At 59.7% G+C, this 20,192-nt stretch carries 18 protein-coding genes; 13 read left to right on the top strand and 5 right to left on the bottom strand.

Annotated features, from left to right (window positions below; all coding sequences use genetic code 11):
• The first annotated feature begins 3 nt into the window (after positions 1-3).
• Together ACQY1J_RS04370 and ACQY1J_RS04375 are read left to right on the top strand one after the other, a co-directional pair.
• Positions 4-1,074 (top strand): 3-carboxy-cis,cis-muconate cycloisomerase, encoded by a 1,071-nt coding sequence (locus ACQY1J_RS04370; protein ID WP_430249559.1) that lies wholly within the window; start codon positions 4-6, stop codon positions 1,072-1,074.
• 112 nt (positions 1,075-1,186) lie between these two features.
• Positions 1,187-2,362, top strand: a complete 1,176-nt coding sequence (locus ACQY1J_RS04375) for an ABC transporter substrate-binding protein (RefSeq protein ID WP_113166552.1) — start codon at positions 1,187-1,189, stop codon at positions 2,360-2,362.
• A gap of 213 nt (positions 2,363-2,575) precedes the next feature.
• On the opposite strand, the gene ACQY1J_RS04380 is transcribed toward ACQY1J_RS04375, so the two are convergent.
• Positions 2,576-3,976, bottom strand: a complete 1,401-nt coding sequence (locus ACQY1J_RS04380; protein ID WP_430249561.1) for a helix-turn-helix domain-containing protein — start codon at positions 3,974-3,976, stop codon at positions 2,576-2,578.
• A gap of 117 nt (positions 3,977-4,093) precedes the next feature.
• Here ACQY1J_RS04380 and ACQY1J_RS04385 point away from each other — a divergent pair, with 117 nt between their 5' ends.
• The 5 genes from ACQY1J_RS04385 (at position 4,094) to modC (ending at position 8,726) form a co-directional block, all read left to right on the top strand.
• Positions 4,094-5,686: an isocitrate lyase gene (locus ACQY1J_RS04385; RefSeq protein ID WP_430249563.1), complete on the top strand. Its 1,593-nt coding sequence runs from the start codon at positions 4,094-4,096 to the stop codon at positions 5,684-5,686.
• 67 nt (positions 5,687-5,753) lie between these two features.
• Entirely contained in the window at positions 5,754-5,930 is a 177-nt protein-coding gene (locus ACQY1J_RS04390) for a hypothetical protein (RefSeq protein ID WP_174197375.1), read from the top strand.
• A 235-nt stretch (positions 5,931-6,165) separates the two neighbouring features.
• The gene (modA, locus tag ACQY1J_RS04395; RefSeq protein WP_184656013.1) at positions 6,166-6,909 is read left to right on the top strand and encodes a molybdate ABC transporter substrate-binding protein; all 744 of its coding nucleotides are present in this window, start codon (positions 6,166-6,168) and stop codon (positions 6,907-6,909) included.
• 48 nt (positions 6,910-6,957) lie between these two features.
• A complete protein-coding gene (gene modB, locus ACQY1J_RS04400; protein WP_092664528.1) occupies positions 6,958-7,659 on the top strand; it encodes a molybdate ABC transporter permease subunit in 702 nt (233 codons plus the stop codon).
• Complete coding sequence (gene modC, locus ACQY1J_RS04405) at positions 7,656-8,726, top strand: molybdenum ABC transporter ATP-binding protein (RefSeq protein ID WP_430249566.1); 1,071 nt, start codon at positions 7,656-7,658, stop codon at positions 8,724-8,726. Before modB ends, modC begins: the two co-directional genes overlap by 4 nt.
• An 84-nt stretch (positions 8,727-8,810) precedes the next feature.
• On the opposite strand, the gene ACQY1J_RS04410 is transcribed toward modC, so the two are convergent.
• Positions 8,811-10,160: an MFS transporter gene (locus tag ACQY1J_RS04410; protein ID WP_062454408.1), complete on the bottom strand. Its 1,350-nt coding sequence runs from the start codon at positions 10,158-10,160 to the stop codon at positions 8,811-8,813.
• 304 nt (positions 10,161-10,464) lie between these two features.
• Here ACQY1J_RS04410 and cyoA point away from each other — a divergent pair, with 304 nt between their 5' ends.
• Genes cyoA through ACQY1J_RS04440 form a run of 6 tightly spaced genes read left to right on the top strand, consistent with a single transcriptional unit; the run spans position 10,465 to position 17,290 of the window.
• Complete coding sequence (gene cyoA / locus ACQY1J_RS04415; RefSeq protein ID WP_244473942.1) at positions 10,465-11,586, top strand: ubiquinol oxidase subunit II; 1,122 nt, start codon at positions 10,465-10,467, stop codon at positions 11,584-11,586.
• 11 nt (positions 11,587-11,597) lie between these two features.
• On the top strand, positions 11,598-13,601 hold the full coding sequence (cyoB, locus tag ACQY1J_RS04420) for a cytochrome o ubiquinol oxidase subunit I (RefSeq protein ID WP_062454404.1): 2,004 nt from the start codon (positions 11,598-11,600) through the stop codon (positions 13,599-13,601).
• A gap of 5 nt (positions 13,602-13,606) precedes the next feature.
• The gene (gene cyoC, locus ACQY1J_RS04425) at positions 13,607-14,227 is read left to right on the top strand and encodes a cytochrome o ubiquinol oxidase subunit III (RefSeq protein ID WP_062454402.1); all 621 of its coding nucleotides are present in this window, start codon (positions 13,607-13,609) and stop codon (positions 14,225-14,227) included.
• Positions 14,224-14,625 (top strand): cytochrome o ubiquinol oxidase subunit IV, encoded by a 402-nt coding sequence (cyoD, locus tag ACQY1J_RS04430; RefSeq protein WP_062454400.1) that lies wholly within the window; start codon positions 14,224-14,226, stop codon positions 14,623-14,625. The genes cyoC and cyoD overlap by 4 nt, the downstream gene beginning before the upstream one ends.
• Before the next feature lie 7 nt (positions 14,626-14,632).
• Entirely contained in the window at positions 14,633-15,388 is a 756-nt protein-coding gene (locus ACQY1J_RS04435; protein WP_430249568.1) for an SURF1 family protein, read from the top strand.
• Positions 15,389-15,421: 33 nt separating this feature from the next.
• Positions 15,422-17,290, top strand: coding sequence for an adenine deaminase (locus ACQY1J_RS04440; RefSeq protein WP_430249569.1), 1,869 nt, complete (start codon positions 15,422-15,424; stop codon positions 17,288-17,290).
• A gap of 13 nt (positions 17,291-17,303) precedes the next feature.
• Here the strand turns inward: ACQY1J_RS04440 and ACQY1J_RS04445 are convergent, their stop codons facing one another.
• Genes ACQY1J_RS04445 through ACQY1J_RS04455 form a run of 3 tightly spaced genes read right to left on the bottom strand, consistent with a single transcriptional unit; the run spans position 17,304 to position 20,186 of the window.
• On the bottom strand, positions 17,304-18,332 hold the full coding sequence (locus ACQY1J_RS04445) for a trans-3-hydroxy-L-proline dehydratase (protein ID WP_430249570.1): 1,029 nt from the start codon (positions 18,330-18,332) through the stop codon (positions 17,304-17,306).
• An 18-nt stretch (positions 18,333-18,350) separates the two neighbouring features.
• Entirely contained in the window at positions 18,351-19,379 is a 1,029-nt protein-coding gene (locus ACQY1J_RS04450; RefSeq protein WP_062454391.1) for an SAM-dependent methyltransferase, read from the bottom strand.
• 12 nt (positions 19,380-19,391) lie between these two features.
• Positions 19,392-20,186 (bottom strand): DUF1295 domain-containing protein, encoded by a 795-nt coding sequence (locus ACQY1J_RS04455; protein WP_430249571.1) that lies wholly within the window; start codon positions 20,184-20,186, stop codon positions 19,392-19,394.
• Positions 20,187-20,192 lie beyond the last annotated feature (6 nt).

Below are 20,192 nucleotides of genomic sequence, written 5' to 3' on the forward strand. Positions count from 1 at the left end.
GGCATGACCGTTTCCGCATTCGAACATCCCTTCCTGTCTGGTCTGCTCGGCGATGAAGAAGTGTCTCGGCATCTGTCTCCGGAGGCCGAGATCACGGCGATGCTGGCGTTCGAAGCATCTCTCGCCACCGCGCAGGCAAAAAGCGGTCTGATACCGCATGCATCCGCGCAGGCGATCGCTGCGGCATGCGCGTCGTTTTCGCCTGATATGTCCAAGTTGAAGCAGGCGACCGGCCGCGACGGTGTCGTCGTGCCGGAGTTGGTCAGACAGCTGCGCAGTGTGATCGGGGATGAGGCGGCCCCGTATGTCCATTTCGGCGCGACGAGCCAGGATGTGATCGACACCGCACTGATGCTGCGCCTGAAATCGGTCGCCACACTTCTGTTAGGGCGACTGCAGGATCTGGCCGAGCGGTTCAGTGAACTGGACCGGGCGAACGGTTCCCGCGCGATGATGGGGCATACGCGCATGCAGGCGGCTTTGCCGATCAAGGTATCGGACCGCGTGGATGCCTGGCGCCATCCGCTTATCCGGCAGAAACATCTGCTTGCCGCCTTTGCCGAAGATGGCTTTGCGCTGCAGTTTGGCGGTGCCGTCGGCACGCTGGAAAAACTGGGTGATCACGCGGCTCAAGTGCGCGCCATGATGGCCGCCGAGCTTGGTCTTGCCGATGCTCCGCAATGGCAGAGCCAGCGGAGCAGGCTTGCCGAGTTCGCCGGCATCCTTGCCACGATCTCCGGAAGCCTCGGCAAATTTGGACAGGATATCGCTCTTCTCGCGCAAATGGGTGGCGAGATAACACTGTCTGGCGGTGGTGCCTCATCGGCCATGGCGCACAAGCAGAACCCGGTGGCGGCCGAAGCGCTTGTCGCTCTTTCGCGCTACACTGCGGTCCAGCTTTCCGGCATGCAACTGGCCATGGTCCACGAGCAGGAGCGCTCGGGCGCTGCCTGGACGCTGGAATGGCTGGTCCTGCCGCATATCGTGATGGCGGCGGGTGCGGGCCTGCGGCTGGCCGGCGAGCTCGCTTTCAACATCACCGAGCTCGGCCGCGATGCCCCGCGCGATATTTGACGGATAGCAATCGGCTGACACGCCGATTTCGGTTTTACATTGCAGAACCGCATGCAATCTTCTCGCAACGTTACATCGGGAGGCGATGCGACACATGGCACGGGAGAGCCTAATGAAGACGCTGATTTCAACTGTTTTCGCACTGACCTTGATGTCGGGAGCCAGCTATGCCGAGACCATCAAGGTCGGCGTCGTCGGTCCCTTCTCGGGCCCTTTCGCGCTGCAGGGAAAAAACTTCAAAGCGGGTATCGATGCCTTCTTTGCCCTGAACGGCAAGAAGGTTGGCGATAACGAGATCGAGGTGGTCTATCGCGACGTGCCGACCGCCGATCCCGCCAAGTCCAAAGCGATGTCGCAGGAGCTGATCGTTCGCGAGAAGGTCCAGTATCTCGCCGGATATTATTTCACGCCAGACGCGATGGCGGCGGCCCCCATGCTGCAGCAAGGGAATGTGCCGATGGTTGTCATGAACGCCGCCACGTCCGCAATCGTGAACGCGAGCCCTTATGTGGTCCGCACCTCGTTTACCACCTGGCAGACGGCCACGCCGCTCGCCAAGGTCGCCAAGGACGGCGGCGTTACCAAGACGATCACGCTGGTCAGCGATTACGGCCCAGGCGCCGATGCCGAGACGGCTTTCAAAACAGCGTTCGAGAAAGAGGGCGGGCAGGTTGTCGAATCCATCCGGATGCCGCTTTCGACAACCGATTTCGCGCCGCTGATGCAGAGGATCAAGGATTCCGGCGCGCAAGCGCTGTTCACCTTCCTGCCATCCGGCCCGCCGACGCTTGCCTTTGTGAAGGCCTATAACGACACCGGCCTCAAGGCTGCGGGGATCAAGTTCTTCGCAACAGGCGATCTGACGCAGGAATCCGATCTGCCGGCTCTGGGCGAAGCCGGCCTTGGCCTTACCACCAGTTTCCACTACGCGGTCTCGCATGACTCGGCCGAAAACAAGGCTTTCGTCGAAGCAGCGCAAAAGGCGATCGGCAACCCTGCCGAACTCTCCTTCCCGGCTGTCGGGGCGTTCGATGGCATGCATGTCATCGCAAAAATGATAGAGGCGACCGGCGGCAAGCAGGATGCGGCCAAGGCCGTCGAGGCCGTCAAAGGCCTGTCATGGACCAGTCCGCGTGGACCCGTCACGATCGATCCGGCCAGCCGGCACATCACCCAGAACATCTATCTGCGCAGCGTCGAGAAAGGCGCAGACGGCAAATACTTCAACAAGGAAATCCAGACCTTCGAGAAACAGGGCGATCCGGGTCTGGCCTTCGCCAAGAAGTAGGCGTTCCGGCTGAGAGCTGCTCCGGCCTGTCAATGGGTTTGTAGGACCAACCCAATTGTCAAAAAGGCCCTGCTGAGCCCGTGTTCAGCAGGGTTGGAAAGCCTTCGAGTTAGGATGCCCGGCTCGCCGACACGTTCACAGCATCCGTTAGTTTGCAAAGCGCCATTACCCTTCTTGCTCATGTCGAGCACATCGTACGCGTCCTAAGTCGGGCTACGCGTCGGAGAACCCAAACGGAGCCTCCGTCCTCCGATAGTTGTCCGGAAGTACCTGCCGTCCAATCGGCGGTTCGGCACGAGAAGTGCATTCTGTGCGCTGACAGAGCTGGCACGCAATGCCGATAGGCGTCGGCTTATGTGTCTGAGGGTGCTCTGAGGCGTAGACAAGCCGGTCTGCATATCGAGCCTCACAGACGATCGCGATCGCGCGGTCGACGCTCGGAAGGCCGTGGCTGCCACCGCCCGAGTGCACGGTTCGAGCTATCGAGAAGAACCTTTGGCCATCAGGCAGCTCCATCCATTGTGTCACGACCCGCCTTGGAGAGGTAAACACCTGATGGACCGTCCACAACGGACAGCCGCCGCCGTGTCGTGCAAAGGGAAAGGCGCCGCTGTTCAGTCTCTTGGAGACGTTTCCGGCAACGTCGACCTTTATGAAGAAGAAGGGAACTCTCTCGTGTCCGGGCTTCTGGAGCGTCGTGAGCCGGTGTGCAGTCTGCTCGAAGCTCGTCCCGAAGAAACGGGCTAATGAGTCTATATCGTATCGGCGAGCCTCCACAGCTTTGGCAAAGGCAGCATACGGCATGAGGATTGCCCCCGCGCAATAGGCAGCGATGGCTCGATGAGCAAGCCGCTCCGAATTCTGCGATTCGAAATTCCCTTCGGCAACGGTGCTTGCAATCTCGTTCTCAAACTCAAGGTAGGCGAGCTGCTGCGCCATCTGGAAATTCTGGCTTGAATGATCCAGAGCTTCGTTGAGCAGCAGTTCTTTGCGATGCCAGTCAAGTCGCCGGAGGGATCCTGACATCACCTCTGTGGGAAGCCTTCGGACTTTAAACCCGTGCTCGTTCTGGAGGAAGGCTGGCAAACCGCCGCCTTGGCTTACCCGGCCCGCCAGCTTTTCCGACAGCGTGTCCAAAATCGGGAAAAAGTTCTTTCGGGCGGCTAGAAAGCTTCTGACGGCGGCGATGGAATCCCCTTCAAACGGGCGTCCGTCGTTTGTCGTGTGTTGGCGCCGGTCGGCTAAAGCGAACTGCTCCTCTTTGTATGCCGTGTAAAGTCGCAGCAGCGCTTCAGCAAACCCGGGAAAGCTGTGTGCGATATCCGCGATATCGACCGCATTCAAATCGATGTCAGTGAAGATCGCGTCTCGTGCTGCAAGCCGTAACTGCGCGACAAGATCCTGGCCTGCGTCAGCGGTAAATTCGCTAAAATCGATCTTATATGCCTTGGCCAGTCGCAGCAGTATTTCAGCTGTCACCGGGCGCTGATTGCGTTCCATCAGCGCGACATAGGATGGCGAGATGTCGAGGTCGCTCGCCATCTCTACCTGCTTCAGGCCCAAGTCCCGGCGAAGTCTTCGCAAGCGCGGCCCAAGGTAAACACGATTATCCATACAAGCATTACAGCATTACGAAGAACTTCTGTAAAGTTTGACAGCTTGACTTCAGCGTGGCTCGCCATGGCCTTACCGGCTGTTATCCTCCCATGGACAGAAACATTGGAGGGTCTCATGTCGTATCAAAAGCTACTCGAAGAAGCCGAGCACCTGATTGGTGGGAATGAATGCTGGACTGGAATGACACCCGAGGCCGTTGCGAGGATGAGGCTTCAGAACCGGTTCAAGACCGGCCTCGACATCGCCAAATACACCGCCAAGGTCATGCGGCGAGACATGGACGCGTATGATAACGACCCGTCCAAGTACACGCAGTCGCTCGGGTGCTGGCATGGGTTCATCGGTCAGCAGAAGATCATATCGATCAAAAAGCATTTTAAAAGCACGGAGCGGCGCTACCTTTACCTCTCCGGCTGGATGGTCGCCGCGTTACGCTCGGAGTTCGGGCCGCTGCCAGACCAGTCGATGCACGAGAAGACGACCGTACCGGCATTGATCAACGAGCTTTACACGTTCCTGCGGCAAGCCGATGCTCGTGAACTGGGCGACATATTCCGGCAAATCGACAAAGCCCGGGAGGCAGGCGATGCTGTCAAGGAACGGCAGCTCACCTCCGCGATCGATGATTTCCAAACGCACGTCGTCCCGGTCATAGCCGATATTGATGCCGGGTTCGGCAATGCCGAAGCGACCTACCTGCTCGCCAAGAAAATGATCGAGGCAGGGGCCTGCGCTCTTCAGATCGAAAACCAGGTCTCCGACGAGAAGCAGTGTGGTCATCAGGATGGTAAAGTTACCGTCCCTCATGAAGACTTTGTCGCGAAGATCCGTGCGTTGCGCTACGCCTTTCTCGAGATGGGAGTGGACGACGGCGTCATCGTGGCTCGCACGGATTCTTTGGGCGCCGGGCTGACCAAACAGATCGCCTTTTCGGTCTCCGAAGGCGATATCGGCGACCAGTACAATTCGTTTCTGGATTGCGAGGAGGTCGGCGCGGGCCAGCGATCGAACGGTGACGTCCTGCTGACCCGTGGCGACAAGGTTCTTCGTCCGAAGCGCCTCCGCTCGAACCTCTACCAGTTCCGACCCGGCACGGGTGCCGATCGTTGCGTGCTCGATTGCATCAATGCGCTCCAGAACGGCGCGGACCTTCTCTGGATCGAGACCGAGAAACCGCACATCGAGCAGATCGCCGGGATGGTCGACCGCATTCGCGATGTCGTTCCGAACGCGAAGCTCGTCTATAACAACTCGCCTTCCTTCAACTGGACGCTGAACTTCCGGCAACAGGTCTTTGACGTGTGGGTCGAGCAGGGCAGGGACGTTTCGGCGTATGACCGTGCGAAGCTCATGAGCGTCGACTACGACGGTACGGAACTCGGCAAAGAAGCTGATGAGCGCATCCGGACATTTCAGCGTGACGCAGCAAAGCGAGCAGGCATCTTCCATCATCTGATCACCCTGCCGACCTACCACACGGCCGCTCTTTCGACCGACAATCTTGCGAAGGAGTACTTCGGCGATCAGGGAATGCTTGGCTACGTCGCCGGCGTTCAGCGGCAGGAAATTCGCCAGGGGATCGCAGCGGTGAAGCACCAGAATATGGCCGGTTCGGATCTGGGCGACGATCACAAGGAATATTTTGGTGGCGATGCGGCGCTGAAGGCGGCTGGAGAGCACAATACGATGAACCAGTTTGCAGCTTGAGCTGCAGGATCATACGCCTCGAAGGAGCGATGCTCCTTCGAGGTACACTTTCAACGGAGGAGCTGAAATGTCGACAAATACTGAGACCAAGACGTCACAACCCGAACGATCGAGAGCCGTCTTCTCAAACCAGGACTTCGAACTCATCCGGGTCGCGATCAGTCACTATTTGCAGGAAATCAAGGAGCAGCCGGAGGCGGTAAAATACTCGAACCTGTACCACCGGCTCGGTCGCGTTGTTTGAACCCGCAAAGCAGCACCGGTGATTAAGACCATCGGTGCGGCGCTCGATGCTGGTGCTTGGGGCCGATTGCTGTGGAGGAGCGTTCTGGATCGGCTTACCCGGCGAGATATTTCGCCGAATATATCCCTTGGCAAAAATTCCGCGTACGATATATCGAGATGGATATCTTGCTTATGCCTGGGAGCGCGATTGGATGAATGGTAAGACTCGACGTTCCTATGTTTTTCAAGGGTTGATGACCGTCCTCGTAGTCTCCCTGTCTCTCGCCGTGCTGGCTGCTCCGGCCGCGGCGGATGAGAAGGTGACGGTGTTTGCTGCAGCCAGCATGAAGAATGCGCTCGACGCTGCCAACAAGGCCTATGGCAAGCCGGTGACCGCCTCCTATGCGGCAAGCTCGGCGCTCGCCAAGCAGATCGAAAGCGGTGCGCCGGCAGACGTGTTCGTCTCCGCGGATCTCGACTGGATGAACTATCTGTCCGGCAAGGCTCTGGTGAAGGAAGACACAAAGTCCAACTGGCTCGGAAATCAAATCGTGCTGGTCGCGCCCAAAGAGAATGCCGCACCGGTCGATATCATCAGGGGTCTCGACCTTGCCCGGCTTCTGAACGGCGGCAAGCTTGCCATGGGTGAGCCGAATTCGGTTCCTGCGGGCAAATACGCAAAGTCGGCGCTGGAAAAGCTCGGCATCTGGTCGTCGGTCGAAAAAAGCGTCGCCGGTGCCGAAAGTGTGAGGGCAGCGCTCGCGCTGGTGTCGCGCGGCGAAGCGCCTTACGGCATCGTCTATGCAACCGATGCCGCTGCCGATCCGGGTGTCGCGGTGGTTGGAACCTTCCCTGCGGACAGCCACGCGCCGATTATCTACCCGATTGCGATTCTCTCGGATTCAAAATCGCCGGATGCCGCGGGTTATCTCGATTACCTGAAGTCCGCCAAAGCCGCGCCTTTCTTCGAAAAGGAAGGCTTTACGGTTCTGAAGTAAGCCAGTTTGACTTGGGCCCCTTGGGCTGATGTCTGAAGGGAAGCAGCGTTGGACTGGTTGGTACTCAGCGAGGAGGAATGGACGGCGGTGCGCCTGAGCCTTCGGGTCTCAAGCGTGGCCGTCCTTGTCAGCCTGCCCCTCGGCATTCTCGTCGCCTATGTCTTGGCGCGCGGAAAATTCTGGGGCAAATCGATCCTCAACGGCATCGTGCTTCTGCCGCTGATCCTGCCGCCTGTTGTGACCGGGTTCCTGTTGCTCATCGTCTTCGGAAGACGTGGCGTGGTGGGCTCGTTCCTCGCGGACTATCTCGGCATCGTCCTCTCCTTTCGCTGGACGGGTGCCGCCCTTGCCTGCGGGGTGATGGGATTTCCCCTGATGGTCCGCTCGATCCGGTTGTCGATCGAGACTGTCGATCGGAAGCTGGAGGAGGCGGCCGGAACGCTTGGCGCCAGTCCCCTCTGGGTCTTCCTGACCGTTACCCTGCCGCTCATTCTTCCCGGCATTATCGCCGGTATGATCCTCGCCTTCGCAAAGGCCATGGGTGAATTCGGTGCGACGATCACATTCGTATCCAATATCCCCAGCGAAACGCAGACGCTGTCGGCAGCGATCTACACGTTCACGCAGGTTCCCGGCGGTGATGTCGGCGCCATGCGTCTTACCATCGTGGCGATCGCGATCTCGTTTGCGGCGCTGCTCGCGTCCGAATTCATGGCCTATCTGGTCGGACGCAAGGTGGCGGTCGAATGACGATGATCGTGGACGTGCGGCAGTCGTTCAAGAGCTTCGTGCTCGACGCATCCTTCACCTCGACAGGCGGCGTGACGGCGCTGTTCGGCCGCTCGGGATCCGGAAAGACATCGCTGGTGCGCGCCATTGCCGGCCTCTCCAAACCGCAGCGCGGACGGATCGAGATCGACGGCGATGTCTTGCTGGATACCGAACGTGGCATCTTCGTGCCAATGCACAGGCGTCGCTTCGGATATGTCTTCCAGGAAGCACGGCTCTTCCCGCATCTAAGCGTCCGCCAGAACCTTCTTTACGGAAAATGGTTCGCGCCCAAGTCAGGGCAGGTCGAAAATATCTCGCATGTCGTCGAACTGCTCGGCATCGGTCCGCTCCTCGACCGCCGGCCGGGCAACCTTTCCGGTGGCGAAAAGCAGCGCGTGGCGATCGGCCGAGCGCTTTTGTCGTCACCCAGACTGCTCCTGATGGACGAACCACTCGCAGCGCTCGACGACGAGCGAAAGGCCGAAATCCTGCCCTATCTGGAGCGGATGCGCGATGAGACCGCGATGCCCATCGTCTATGTCAGCCATTCGGTCGCGGAAGTGGCGAGGCTCTCGGACCGCGTCGTGATGATGAGCGACGGTCGGGTGGAGATATCAGGCACACCGTCGGACGTGCTGTCCGGCAGCCAAGTACTGGCCACAGAGCGCCGCGAAGCCGGCGTGGTGCTTTCCGGAACCGTCGAAGCGATCGATTCGGCGCATGGCTTGGCGACTGTGCGGCTTTCGTCCGAAGTTCTCGTCGTTTCGAACGCGCGGGCGCAGGTTGGACAGAGCGTCAGGCTCCATGTCCCGGAGCGAGATGTGATGCTCGCCACCAGGAAACCCGAAGGCCTGAGCGCCCTCAACATTCTGGAAGGGCAGATCGCCCAGATGGATGCTGAAGGGGAGGGCATGGTGCGCGTCAAGATCCGGTGTGGCGAAGACGTGGTTCTTGCCCGGATCACCGGCCTGTCGGTGCAGCGCCTTGCACTTCGAACCGGACTGCCCGTCTATGCGGTGATCAAGACCGTCGCCCTGGCACTGTAATTGGCCGGGTACGCTGTGCCCGAAATAAAAAGGGCCAGCGCTGGCTGACCCTTTTCGTCTGTCTATAGGCTTTAACCCGTTCGATCAGGTCGCGACACCCTGCGGGCTGTCGGCCGACCTGTCGGGTGCACGGCTGAGCATCAGGGCGACGATCGTGCAGATGGCACCCGAAATCAGGTATCCGCCGATGAAGATGATGCCGAACTGGCTCGCGAGACCGAGCGCGGTCAGTGGCGCAAAACCTGCGCCGACCAACCATGCGAGGTCGGAGGTCAGGGCCGAACCGGTGTAACGGTAAGGCTGGCTGAAGCGCGACGAAACCGAACCGGAGGCCTGACCAAAGGAAAGGCCGAGGATGGCAAAGCCGATGATGATGAATGCATCCTGGCCGGTACCGCCCGCATTCAGCAGGAACGGCGCCGTAAAGCTGAAGATGGCGATGATCACCGCACCAATGATCAACTGGCGGCGACGACCGATCCTGTCTGCAAGAAGACCGGAGATCACGACCGTCACGAGACCGAGCAAAGCACCGATGACCTGGACGAACAGGAATTTCCCGGCGCTCTGGCCACCGAAAAGTGTCACCCAGCTTAGCGGGAAGATCGTTACAAGGTGGAACATCGCGAAGCTTGCAAGCGGGGCAAAGGCGCCGAGAACGACGTCGCCCCCGTGAACGCGCAGCACTTCCAGAACCGGCTTTGCCTGCAATTCGTGCGCTTCGAGCGCATCGCCGAACTCTTTCGATGCAACAATACGCAGACGAGCAAACAGGGCCACAACGTTGATGGCAAACGCGACGAAGAACGGATAGCGCCAGCCCCAGCTCAGGAAGTCGGCGTCGGAGAGATTGAAGACGAAATAGCCGAACAGGACGCTCGCGAGCGCAAACCCGAATGGCGCGCCGAGCTGCGGGATCATCGCGTAAAGGCCGCGGCGGTTCGGCGGTGCATTCAGTGCCAGCAGCGATGCAAGACCGTCCCAGGCTCCACCCAGCGCAAAACCCTGGCCGAGACGGAACAGCGCCAGCAGAGCCGGCGACCAGTATCCGATCGTCTCATAGCCGGGCAGGAAGGCGATCGAGGCCGTCGAGCCCCCGAGCACGAGAAGGGCAATCGTCAGCTTCGTGCCGCGTCCATAGGTACGGTCGACCCACATGAAGACCACCGAGCCAACAGGACGCGCGATGAACGCGAGCGAGAAGATCGCAAACGAGTAAAGCGTGGCGGTGACCGGGTCTCCGGCAAACGGAAAGACCACTCGAGGGAAAACCAGGACCGAGGCGAGGCCGTACACGAAGAAGTCGAAAAATTCCGACATTCTGCCGATGACGACCCCGATAGCAATATTGCTCGGTTCGACCGGCTTGTCGTCGTGGATCTGCCGGGCATCCCGTTCCATCTCTGTGGATGTAGGATTGGCAAGTTGGCTCATGAATGTGTTCTCCTGCACGTCTGTTTCCACATGAGAATGTCGGGCGTACCAGCTGTCAATCAAGACGTCGCGCAAAAAGCATATTTTGGGCGGATTTTGGTGTTTTCTGAGGCGCCCATGGCAACAGATGGACATTGAGGCGGAGTTGATGTTTTTGCAACGACCATCATCAATCCACACACCCCGCTTGCATTGCAGCGCGAAAAAGTTATTGCACTGCGACGAAACACCTCATGGAGATCAGTTGCTTGCTCCGTTAGGCCGACTGGACACATCGAAAGTTTCGAGCAGACCAATGTTCCCAATGTTGAAACGTCTCATCCAAATCGCTTTGCTGCCGCTTTTGGCCACCCTTTCGGGCTGCAATCTCGTCGTGATGTCGCCATCAGGCGATATCGCCAGGCAGCAGGCAGATCTGATTATCGTCTCGACCGTTCTGATGCTGCTGATCATCGTGCCGGTCGTGTTTCTCACGCTCTACTTCGCCTGGCACTATCGTCATGCGAACACCACAGCAAAATACGATCCGGAATGGCATCACTCGACACGGCTCGAAGTGGTTATCTGGGCCGCGCCGCTGGCGATCATTGTCGCGCTCGGTGCGATCACCTGGATCAGCACCCACCGTCTCGACCCGTATCGTCCTCTCGACCGCCTTGATGCGGAACGTCCGGTTCCCGCCGAAACGCGGCCTCTGACGGTTCAAGTCGTGGCGCTCGACTGGAAGTGGCTGTTCTTCTATCCGGAATACGGCATCGCCACGGTCAACGAAATGGCCGCACCGGTCGATCGCCCGATCACGTTCGAGATCACCTCGAGCTCGGTGATGAACTCGTTCTACATTCCGGCGCTCGCCGGCCAGATCTACGCGATGCCGGGGATGCAGACCAAACTGCACGCCGTCATCAACAAGGAAGGCGAGTTCGAGGGACTTTCGGCAAACTACAGCGGTGCCGGGTTCTCGCACATGCGCTTCAAGTTCCACGGCTACACGGCCGAAGGCTTCGACGGCTGGATCGCAAAGGTCAAGCAGCAGGGTACCGCACTCAACCGCGATGCCTATCTGAAGCTTGAGAAGCCGTCCGAGCGCGAGCCGATCCGCTACTTCGCGGCGGCCGACAAGGATCTCTACAGCGCGATCCTCAACATGTGTGCCGAACCGGGCAAGATGTGCATGAACGAAATGATGCATATCGACATGATGGGTGGTGCCGGCACCGAGAGCCACGAGAACCGCGCGAAACTTCAGTATGACAATCGTCGTATCGGAGATGCGGAAGGTACAAACGCCGCGACTTTCCCCGCGACTGGCACACCTGCCAAGAGCGATGAACAGCCGCACAATGAGCAAGGTCACGGCAACCACTCGATGCCGGACACGAACAATGGCGACGCCGATCCGGCGCCTGCGCAGATCAACAATTAACGGGTTGTCCCATGTTTTCCAATCCTGACATCCTGAAGTTTATCTTCGGAAGGTTGTCCTTCGAATCACTGCCGTTTCACGAACCGATCCTGATCGTGACGTTTGCGGCCGTGTGTCTGGGCGGCATCGGCGTGGTGGGTCTCATGACCTACTTCAAGCTCTGGGGGCCATTCTGGCGCGACTGGGTTTGCAGTGTCGATCACAAGAAAATCGGCATCATGTACATCGTGCTGGCCATCATCATGCTGTTCCGCGGCTTTGCCGACGCCATCATGATGCGCGTACAGCAGGCCATCGCCTTCAACGGCAACGAGGGTTACCTCAACTCTCACCACTACGACCAGATCTTCACCGCCCATGGCGTGATCATGATCTTCTTCGTGGCGATGCCCTTCGTTACCGGTTTCATGAACTATATCGTGCCGCTGCAGATCGGCGCGCGTGACGTCTCGTTCCCGTTCCTGAACAACTTCTCGTTCTGGATGACGACGGCCGGTGCGATCATCATCATGATCTCGCTGTTCATCGGCGAGTTCGCACGTACCGGCTGGCTGGCCTATCCACCACTGTCGGGCGCTGACTACAGCCCGGGCGTCGGGGTCGATTATTACATCTGGGGTCTGCAGGTGGCGGGCGTCGGCACGACGTTGTCGGGTATCAACCTGATCGCGACAATCGTGAAGATGCGTGCTCCCGGCATGTCCTTCATGAAGATGCCGATCTTCACCTGGACGGCACTCTGCACCAACATCCTGATCGTTGCCTCGTTCCCGATCCTGACCGCAACCCTCGTGCTGCTGTCGCTTGACCGTTACGTCGGCACCAACTTCTTCACGAACGACCTCGGCGGTAACCCGATGATGTACGTGAACCTGATCTGGATCTGGGGTCACCCGGAAGTCTACATCCTGATCCTTCCGGTCTTCGGGATCTTCTCGGAAATCGTTGCGACCTTCTCCGGCAAGCGCCTGTTCGGCTATGCCTCGATGGTCTACGCGACCTGCGTGATCATGATCCTGTCCTACCTCGTGTGGCTGCACCACTTCTTCACGATGGGTTCGGGTGCTTCGGTCAACGCCTTCTTCGGCATCACCACGATGATCATCTCGATCCCGACGGGCGCGAAGATGTTCAACTGGCTGTTCACGATGTATCGCGGTCGTATTCGCTACGACGTCCCGATGCTCTGGACGGTCGGCTTCATGGTGACCTTCGCCATCGGTGGTATGACCGGCGTCATGCTGGCTGTTCCGCCTGCCGACTTCGTGCTCCACAACTCGCTGTTCCTGATCGCCCACTTCCACAACGTCATCATCGGCGGCGTGCTGTTCGGCCTTCTCGCAGGCGTCAACTACTGGTTCCCGAAGGCGTTCGGCTTCAAGCTGAACCAATTCTGGGGCAAGGTATCGTTCTGGTTCTGGTTCGTCGGCTTCTACTTCGCCTTCATGCCGCTCTACGTTCTTGGCCTGATGGGCGTCACCCGCCGCGTATCGCAGTTCGAAGATCCGTCGCTGCAGATCTGGTTCATCATCGCAGCCTGCGGTGCAGGTATGATTGCCATCGGTATCGCCTCATTCATCATCCAGATCGGCGTCAGCGTCTGGAAGCGTGATGAACTGAGGGACGAAACCGGCGATCCGTGGCACGGCCGTACTCTGGAATGGTCGACATCGTCGCCGCCACCGGACTACAACTTCGCCTTCACTCCGGTGGTCCACGATCACGACAGCTGGTACGACATGAAGAACCGCGGTTATGCGCGTCCTCTTCAGGGTTTCAAGCCGATCCACATGCCGAAGAACACCGGCACCGGCGCGATCCTCTCCGGCATCAGCGTGGCACTCGCCTTCGGCCTGATCTGGTACATGTGGTGGCTTGCTGCCCTGTCCTTCATCGCCATCATCGTTGTGTCGATCGTCCATACGTTCAACTACAACCGCGACTACTACATTCCGGCGGACGACGTTGTCGCGGAAGAGAACAAGCGGACCGAACTGCTCGCTAGGCAGGTGTGATAACCATGAGTGCTTCTAAAACAGAGACGGCGGAAAACCCGCAATTCTACCTGGAAGAAGATCATCATCCGGAGAACAGCACCAATCTTGGGTTCTGGCTCTACCTGATGAGCGACTGCCTGATCTTCGCGATCCTGTTCGCCACCTACGCTGTCGTCGGCCGCAATTATGCGGCCGGCCCATCGCCGGCGGATCTGTTCGACCTGCCGCTCGTCGCGCTCAACACCGCGATGCTGCTGTTCTCGTCGATCACCTACGGGTTCGCGATGCTTCAGATGGAGCGTGGCGCCAAGGCGGAGACGCTGTTCTGGCTGGGCGTGACCGGCGTGTTCGGTCTCGCCTTCCTGGGCATCGAGCTCTACGAATTCAGCCATCTCCTGCACGAAGGTGCCGGCCCGCAGCGCTCTGCGTTCCTGTCGGCGTTCTTCACGCTGGTCGGAACCCACGGTCTGCACGTTACCTTCGGTATCATCTGGTTGGTCACGCTGATGGTGCAGGTTTCCAAGCATGGCCTGATCCCGGAAAACCGCCGTCGCCTGATGTGCCTGTCGATGTTCTGGCACTTCCTCGACGTCATCTGGATCGGCGTCTTCTCCGTCGTTTACCTCATGGGAGTCCTCGGATGACCGACAAAGCACCCGCGCACGAAGATGCGCACGCCGCGCATCACGCCCATAGCCACGGGCACGAGGCGAGCCACGGTTCGCTGAAAAGCTATACGACCGGCTTCATCCTGTCGGTGATCCTGACGGCGATACCGTTCTGGCTTGTGATGGGCGACGTCTTCGACAACAAGGCTGTCACCGGCGCTCTGGTTATGATCTTCGGCGTCATCCAGATCGTTGTGCACATGATCTACTTCCTGCACATGAACACCAAGTCCGAAGGCGGCTGGACGGCGATGGCACTGATCTTCACGATCGTCATCGTGGTCATCGCTCTCTCCGGCTCGCTCTGGGTCATGCACCATCTCAATGCAAACATGATGGTCATGTCGCCGGAGATGATGAAGAACATGCCTTGAGGCGGTCATGAGACCGGTTGAGACAGACACCAATCAAAGTGGCGCGGGTCATTCCGCGCCACTTTCCCGTTCTCGCTCCCATATCATGCGGGCGTTTCTGGTCTTCGCGGCGCTGATTTTCGTGGCGCTCGGATCCTGGCAGGTGCAACGCCTGTTCTGGAAGCTCGATCTTATCGCAAGGGTCGACGCCCGTGTGCATGCAACGCCGGTGGCACCTCCGGCAGCCGGCCAGTCACCTGACGATATCGAATATCTCCACGTCGCCATCTCCGGGTCCTTCGATCACACGAAGGAAGCGCTGGTTCAGGCCGTGACGAAGCTCGGGCCCGGATACTGGGTCGTGACGCCGCTGAAGCTTGAAGACGGCAGGACGATCATGATCAATCGCGGCTTCGTGCCCCCTGACCGTAGAGATCCCGCGACCCGTGTCGAAAGCCAGACCGTCGGCGAAGCCGCCGTCACAGGTCTTGTCCGCCTCTCCGAACCCGGCGGCGGCTTCCTGCGCGAGAACGATCCGGGCAACGAGCGTTGGTATTCGCGCGATGTCGCAGCGATCAGCGCGTCGCGCGGTCTTCAGGGCGTCATGCCCTATTTCATCGATGCGGACGCAACGTCGAACCCGGGTGGCTATCCGGTCGGCGGCCTGACCGTCATCCAATTTCCCAACAGCCATCTGAGTTACGCACTGACCTGGTTTGCGCTCGCAATCATGTCTCTCGGTGCTGCGATCTTCTTCGGACGCTTGCAGCGCGCGGCCGGTTGATCCGCAACGATTTCATCTTGAGGAGAACGCGCCTTGGATACTCCCGCCATCAACGATATTGGCCTCGATTCTGATGTCGAGATCGCGGTTCGCCAGGAACTGACGCTCGTCGCACTTGGCAAGTTGCCAGCCGATACGGCGCTCCGGGTAGGCCGGCTGCTCGATGTCAGCACGCGGACATGGCGCACGGATCAGGAAATCATTATCAAGGGCCGCCGCATTGCCTATGTCGGCGATGCGGGATCCTATCCGGGCACCGTCGCTCACCGGGTGCATGAACCCGATCTGGCTGCCATTCCAGGGCTTGGCGAGGTGCACAAGCATATCGAAAGCTCCCATTTGACACCGGAATGGGAAGCAGCACTCGTTCTTCCCTGCGGCAATACCTGGACCTGCGAGGCAAGCCATGAGTTTTCGAACGTCAACGGCGCGAAGACGCTTGAATTCTGGCTGAAGGCCCGCGCGGCCGGTTCGCCGCTCAAGATCTTTCCGCTGCCCGGCTCGGCCGTGCCGCCCACCGGTTATGAGCATGGCGGCGGGTATCTCGGTTATGACGAGCAAAAGCAGTTCATGACCGAAAGCCTGATGGTTGCGGGCCTCGACGAGGTGATGGACTGGCCGGGCGTGTGGGACAGAACCAGCCCTTCCTACGACCGCCTTTGGGGCATGATCCGAGCAACGTTCGAGAAGCGCGGAGTCGTTGAAGGTCACGCGGCGGGCATTCGCGACATCCCAACGATCAACGCTTTCGCCGCGGCCGGTCTGGCATCGGATCACGAAGCCTGGACGGTCGAGGAGTTCTGGGACAAGCTGACCCGCGGCCTGTTCATGGAACTGCGCCCGCACAGTTTGCCGGAGGTCATCGCAGGTCTCCTCGAGAAGGGCCTCGCCGACTGGTCGCAGATCGCCCTGACGACCGACGATCGCAGCGCCTCCGATACTCTGAAACTCGGCGCCACTGATTACAACGTTCGCCTCGCCATCGAGGCAGGCCTTGCGCCCGAGATAGCCATCCAGTGCGTGACCATCAATCCGGCCCGTCACATGCGCCTGACGCCGTGGGTGGGCACGATCGCGCCGGGACGTTATGCCGATATCGTGCTTCTCTCCGACATCGATAAATTCGAGATAGCCAAGGTCTGGGCCGATGGCATCCAGGTCTCTGACGACAAGCGCTATCTGCCCGAGGTGCCCAAAATCGACTGGCCAGACTGGGCAACGAAGACCATCAATATCGGCCGCGAGCTGACAGCTGAGGATTTCGCAATCGCCGCTCACCCCGGACGCGAGACGATGACGGCTGCCGTGTTGCGGCCGTTCCACTGGACCGATGATTTCCTGACCATCGACCTTCCTGTCGAAGATGGTCTCGTTCAGCGCGATGCCGATCGCAACATCACCAAGTTCTCGATCATCGACCGGTTCTCGGGCAAGGGAGCGGTGTCGAAAATGTTCTGGCTTGGCTGCGGGCCACGGACGCCGGATACGGCGCTTGCCTGCTCCATGGCACATGACAAGCACAATATCTGGTGCGTCGGATCATCGGATGAAGCGATGGCCGCAGCCGTCAATGCCGTCGCTGCCAATGATGGCGGCTGGGCCTTGGTCCGGGATGGGGAGGTCGTCGCGCGCGTTCGCTACGAAGTGGCGGGGCTGATGAGCTGCCGTTCGGCGGAAGCTCTGCACGAGGAGATGCAGGCGCTCTATGCCGAGGGCGAAAAGGTCGAGTGGATGTTCGAGCCGAGTTTTCATCCGCGCTGGTCCGCAGGCTTCCCGGAGCGTCTCGCCTTTGCGACGCTCACCTGCGCGCCCTGGCGCTGGGTGCTGGTCGCCCCGAGCGATTATGCACCGCAGGGGTTCGTCAACGTCCAGACCGGTAAAACCCATCCGGTCGTCTTCTGACGGGAATTGGCTCTCAGAGCTTCGGCCAGGTATCCGACAGACGATAACCGCCCGGCCACGGGTCCGACGGATCGAGCATCAACTGATGTGTGCCGGTAATCCAGGCGCGGCCAGAGATCAGTGGGTAGATCGCGTCGCGATCACCGACACGCGTGGTCGAGTCGATACGGCAGTGGAATTCCGAACCGATGATCGAGCGTCCGATATAGGTGTCGCCGATTGCCATCTCGCCACGCGCATGGAGAACCGCCATGCGCGCCGAGCAGCCCGTGCCGGTGGGAGACCTGTCGATCTTGCCCGGCTGGATGACGACGGCGTTTGCACCGCTCAGCACGCCGTTTTCCCGGGTGAGGGGAGTTACAATCTGGCAGAAGGAAATGTGGTCCCAGCCGGCATTGTCCGGATGGGTAAAGCCGATCTGCTCGTTGGCGGCCGCGGTAATCTTCACGCCCGCTTCTGCAATCTCGCGTGCCTCGTCGGGTTTCACCTCGAACCCCAGTGAAGCCGCATCGACGATGACGAAACTGTCGCCGCCATAGGCTGTGTCGACCGTGAGTGTTCCGAAGCCGGCCACTTCCAGCGACACTGCGAGCTTGTCTGTAAAGGATGGCACGTTGCGCACCGTAATCCGTTCGGCCTTGCCGTCGCGGCATTCCGCGGTGACCTCGACCAGGCCGCCTGGCGCTTCGAGCGTCATGCGTGTCACCGGCTCGGTCATGGGAATGATGCCGGTGTCGAGCAGTACGGTCGCAACACAGATGGAGTTGGAGCCGGACATTGGTGGCGTGTCGGCGGGCTCCATGATGATCCAGCCCATCTGGGCGCGCGGATCCTTCGGCGGCACCAGCAGATTGACATGCCGGAAGACACCGCCACGGGGCTCGTTCAGCACGAAGTTGCGCAGCGTTTCGTCACGGGCGATGAAGCGGGACTGGTCCCAGAGTGTATCGCCCGGCGGCGGGAGTACACCGCCGACGATGACATCCCCGACTTCGCCCTCCGCATGGCAGCTGACGATGTGGATGACCTTTGATGTGCGCAATGCGACCCCCGGCAGATGTTACCGCTTGGGTGTCATCAGGTAATGCCCAACGCCCCAGACCTCTCCCTTGTCATGGCCGAACAATCCGGCAGTGGCAAGGAAGAACAGACGCCAGCGACGCTGCCAGAGGCAGGCGTCCTTCCCATAGACGTCCTTCAAAATTGGTTGGATCTGCCCGATCTCGCGATCGAAATTTTCAAGCCAGTGCATCGCGGTGCGGCGATAGTTGAGACCCGACCAGCGCCAGTCTTGTTCGACAGTGAAAATATCATCGAAACGCCGCGGCAGGTCGTGCGCGGGCATAATGCCGCCGGTGAAGAAATGGTGGGCGATCCAGTCCGCTGGGTTGTCGTGCTCGAACCGGTAGGACCGATCCTTGTGGGTGAACACGTGCAGGAACAGCTTTCCGTCGGGCTTCAGCCAGCCTCTTGTGCGCTCCATAAGGCCTCGCCAGTTCGACATGTGTTCGAACATTTCCACCGAAACGACCCGGTCGTAGGTCTCATCCGTCGAAAAGTCGTTCATGTCGGCGGTGATGACGGTGAGGTTGTCGAGCTTCAGCCGCTCGATTTCGCTGAGGATGTGCTCACGCTGCGGGGCCGAGTTGGAGACGGAGGTGATCCGGGCATTGGGAAAATGCTGGGCCATGTAGAGCGACAGCGAACCCCAGCCGCAGCCGAGCTCGAGAATGTCCATTCCATCACTCAGTTCCGCGTGACGCACGGTCTCGGCCAGCGCGTAGGATTCCGCTTCCGCAAGCGTTGTATCGTCAGCCAGATACAATGCGCAGGAGTATTTTCGCTGTGGACCGAGAGCGAGGCTGAAGAACTCTGGCGGCAGTTCGTAATGCTGGCGGTTGGCATCATCCGTATGGGTGGCGATCGGAAAGTCGGCCATCGACCTTGCGAACGCGTCCTCGGCGGTTGCCGGCGTGGAGGCCAGCTTCCGCTTGGTGCGACCGCATAGAAAGTCGATCCCGGCAAGCGTCACGCCATCGCTTAAGGGTGCTCGTTCAGCCGTATTGATGGCAAAGGCCAGCATGTTCATCGTGGCGTTCCCTTATTGTGTTGAGAGTTTGGATCGACGCGGACCGGGGAAAAATGCGTTGACGCGTGCCTGGACAGCACGGAACTGGTCACCCCGGGATTTCAGCATGTGTTCCTCGAGCGGCGGAATGCCGGAGACGTGCACCAGCAGCCAATACATCATCACCGGCGCGAGGAGCGCGATCGCGGCAAAGCCCAGCGCCGGAAGCGCCATCAGCGGCCAGCTGCACCAGAACAGCCATTCGAAGAAATAGTTGGGGTGGCGGGAGTAGGCCCACAGCCCCTTCTGGCAGATTTCCCGCTTGGCTTCCGGCGTCTTGCGGAATCTCGAGAGCTGAACGTCGGCTACCATCTCGCCGATAACGGCAATCGCTGCCACGGCAAGCGCGAGAAGATCGCCCACCTGCGGGTATTCTGCCGGGTTCGAAGCGGCGCAGTAGACTGCAAGCACAAGAATGAAGGCAGCGACCGCCTGGATCTGGAGAAAATAGAACAGGCGGAAGGAAGCGCGATCGCCCCATTCCTTGATAAGCTTTTCGTAGCGGGGATCCTCGCCACCGAGCCGCGTGCGGGCGCCAATATGGAAGGCAAGCCTCAGCGACCAGGCCGCAACGATGACGATTGCCGTCACGCGGCGCTCGACGGGACCGGCCGCCAGATAGGCTCCAGCCACGCCGCCGACGCCGACCGCCAGCGACCAGATCGTGTCTATCCAGCCGCTCGCACCCGTCGCGCGCTGTACGGCCCAGGAGATCGCCATGGCCAGCGACAGGCCTATCGCCAGAAAAATGAGGTGAATGTAATCCATTGGTCT

This window comes from Neorhizobium sp. DAR64860/K0K1 (genome assembly GCF_050500205.1).
Classification (GTDB): Bacteria; Pseudomonadota; Alphaproteobacteria; order Rhizobiales; family Rhizobiaceae; genus Neorhizobium; species Neorhizobium soli.

Coding starts and splice junctions, on each gene's coding strand:
- ACQY1J_RS04380 (WP_430249561.1), bottom strand. CDS start 3,976: ATGGATAATCGTGTTTACCTTGGGCCGCGCTTGCGAAGACTTCGCCGG.
- cyoD (WP_062454400.1), top strand. CDS start 14,224: ATGACCGACAAAGCACCCGCGCACGAAGATGCGCACGCCGCGCATCAC.
- ACQY1J_RS04435 (WP_430249568.1), top strand. CDS start 14,633: ATGAGACCGGTTGAGACAGACACCAATCAAAGTGGCGCGGGTCATTCC.
- ACQY1J_RS04385 (WP_430249563.1), top strand. CDS start 4,094: ATGTCGTATCAAAAGCTACTCGAAGAAGCCGAGCACCTGATTGGTGGG.
- ACQY1J_RS04455 (WP_430249571.1), bottom strand. CDS start 20,186: ATGGATTACATTCACCTCATTTTTCTGGCGATAGGCCTGTCGCTGGCC.
- ACQY1J_RS04410 (WP_062454408.1), bottom strand. CDS start 10,160: ATGAGCCAACTTGCCAATCCTACATCCACAGAGATGGAACGGGATGCC.
- ACQY1J_RS04370 (WP_430249559.1), top strand. CDS start 4: ATGACCGTTTCCGCATTCGAACATCCCTTCCTGTCTGGTCTGCTCGGC.
- modA (WP_184656013.1), top strand. CDS start 6,166: ATGACCGTCCTCGTAGTCTCCCTGTCTCTCGCCGTGCTGGCTGCTCCG.
- cyoC (WP_062454402.1), top strand. CDS start 13,607: ATGAGTGCTTCTAAAACAGAGACGGCGGAAAACCCGCAATTCTACCTG.
- ACQY1J_RS04450 (WP_062454391.1), bottom strand. CDS start 19,379: ATGAACATGCTGGCCTTTGCCATCAATACGGCTGAACGAGCACCCTTA.
- cyoA (WP_244473942.1), top strand. CDS start 10,465: ATGTTGAAACGTCTCATCCAAATCGCTTTGCTGCCGCTTTTGGCCACC.
- cyoB (WP_062454404.1), top strand. CDS start 11,598: ATGTTTTCCAATCCTGACATCCTGAAGTTTATCTTCGGAAGGTTGTCC.
- modC (WP_430249566.1), top strand. CDS start 7,656: ATGACGATGATCGTGGACGTGCGGCAGTCGTTCAAGAGCTTCGTGCTC.
- ACQY1J_RS04390 (WP_174197375.1), top strand. CDS start 5,754: ATGTCGACAAATACTGAGACCAAGACGTCACAACCCGAACGATCGAGA.
- ACQY1J_RS04375 (WP_113166552.1), top strand. CDS start 1,187: ATGAAGACGCTGATTTCAACTGTTTTCGCACTGACCTTGATGTCGGGA.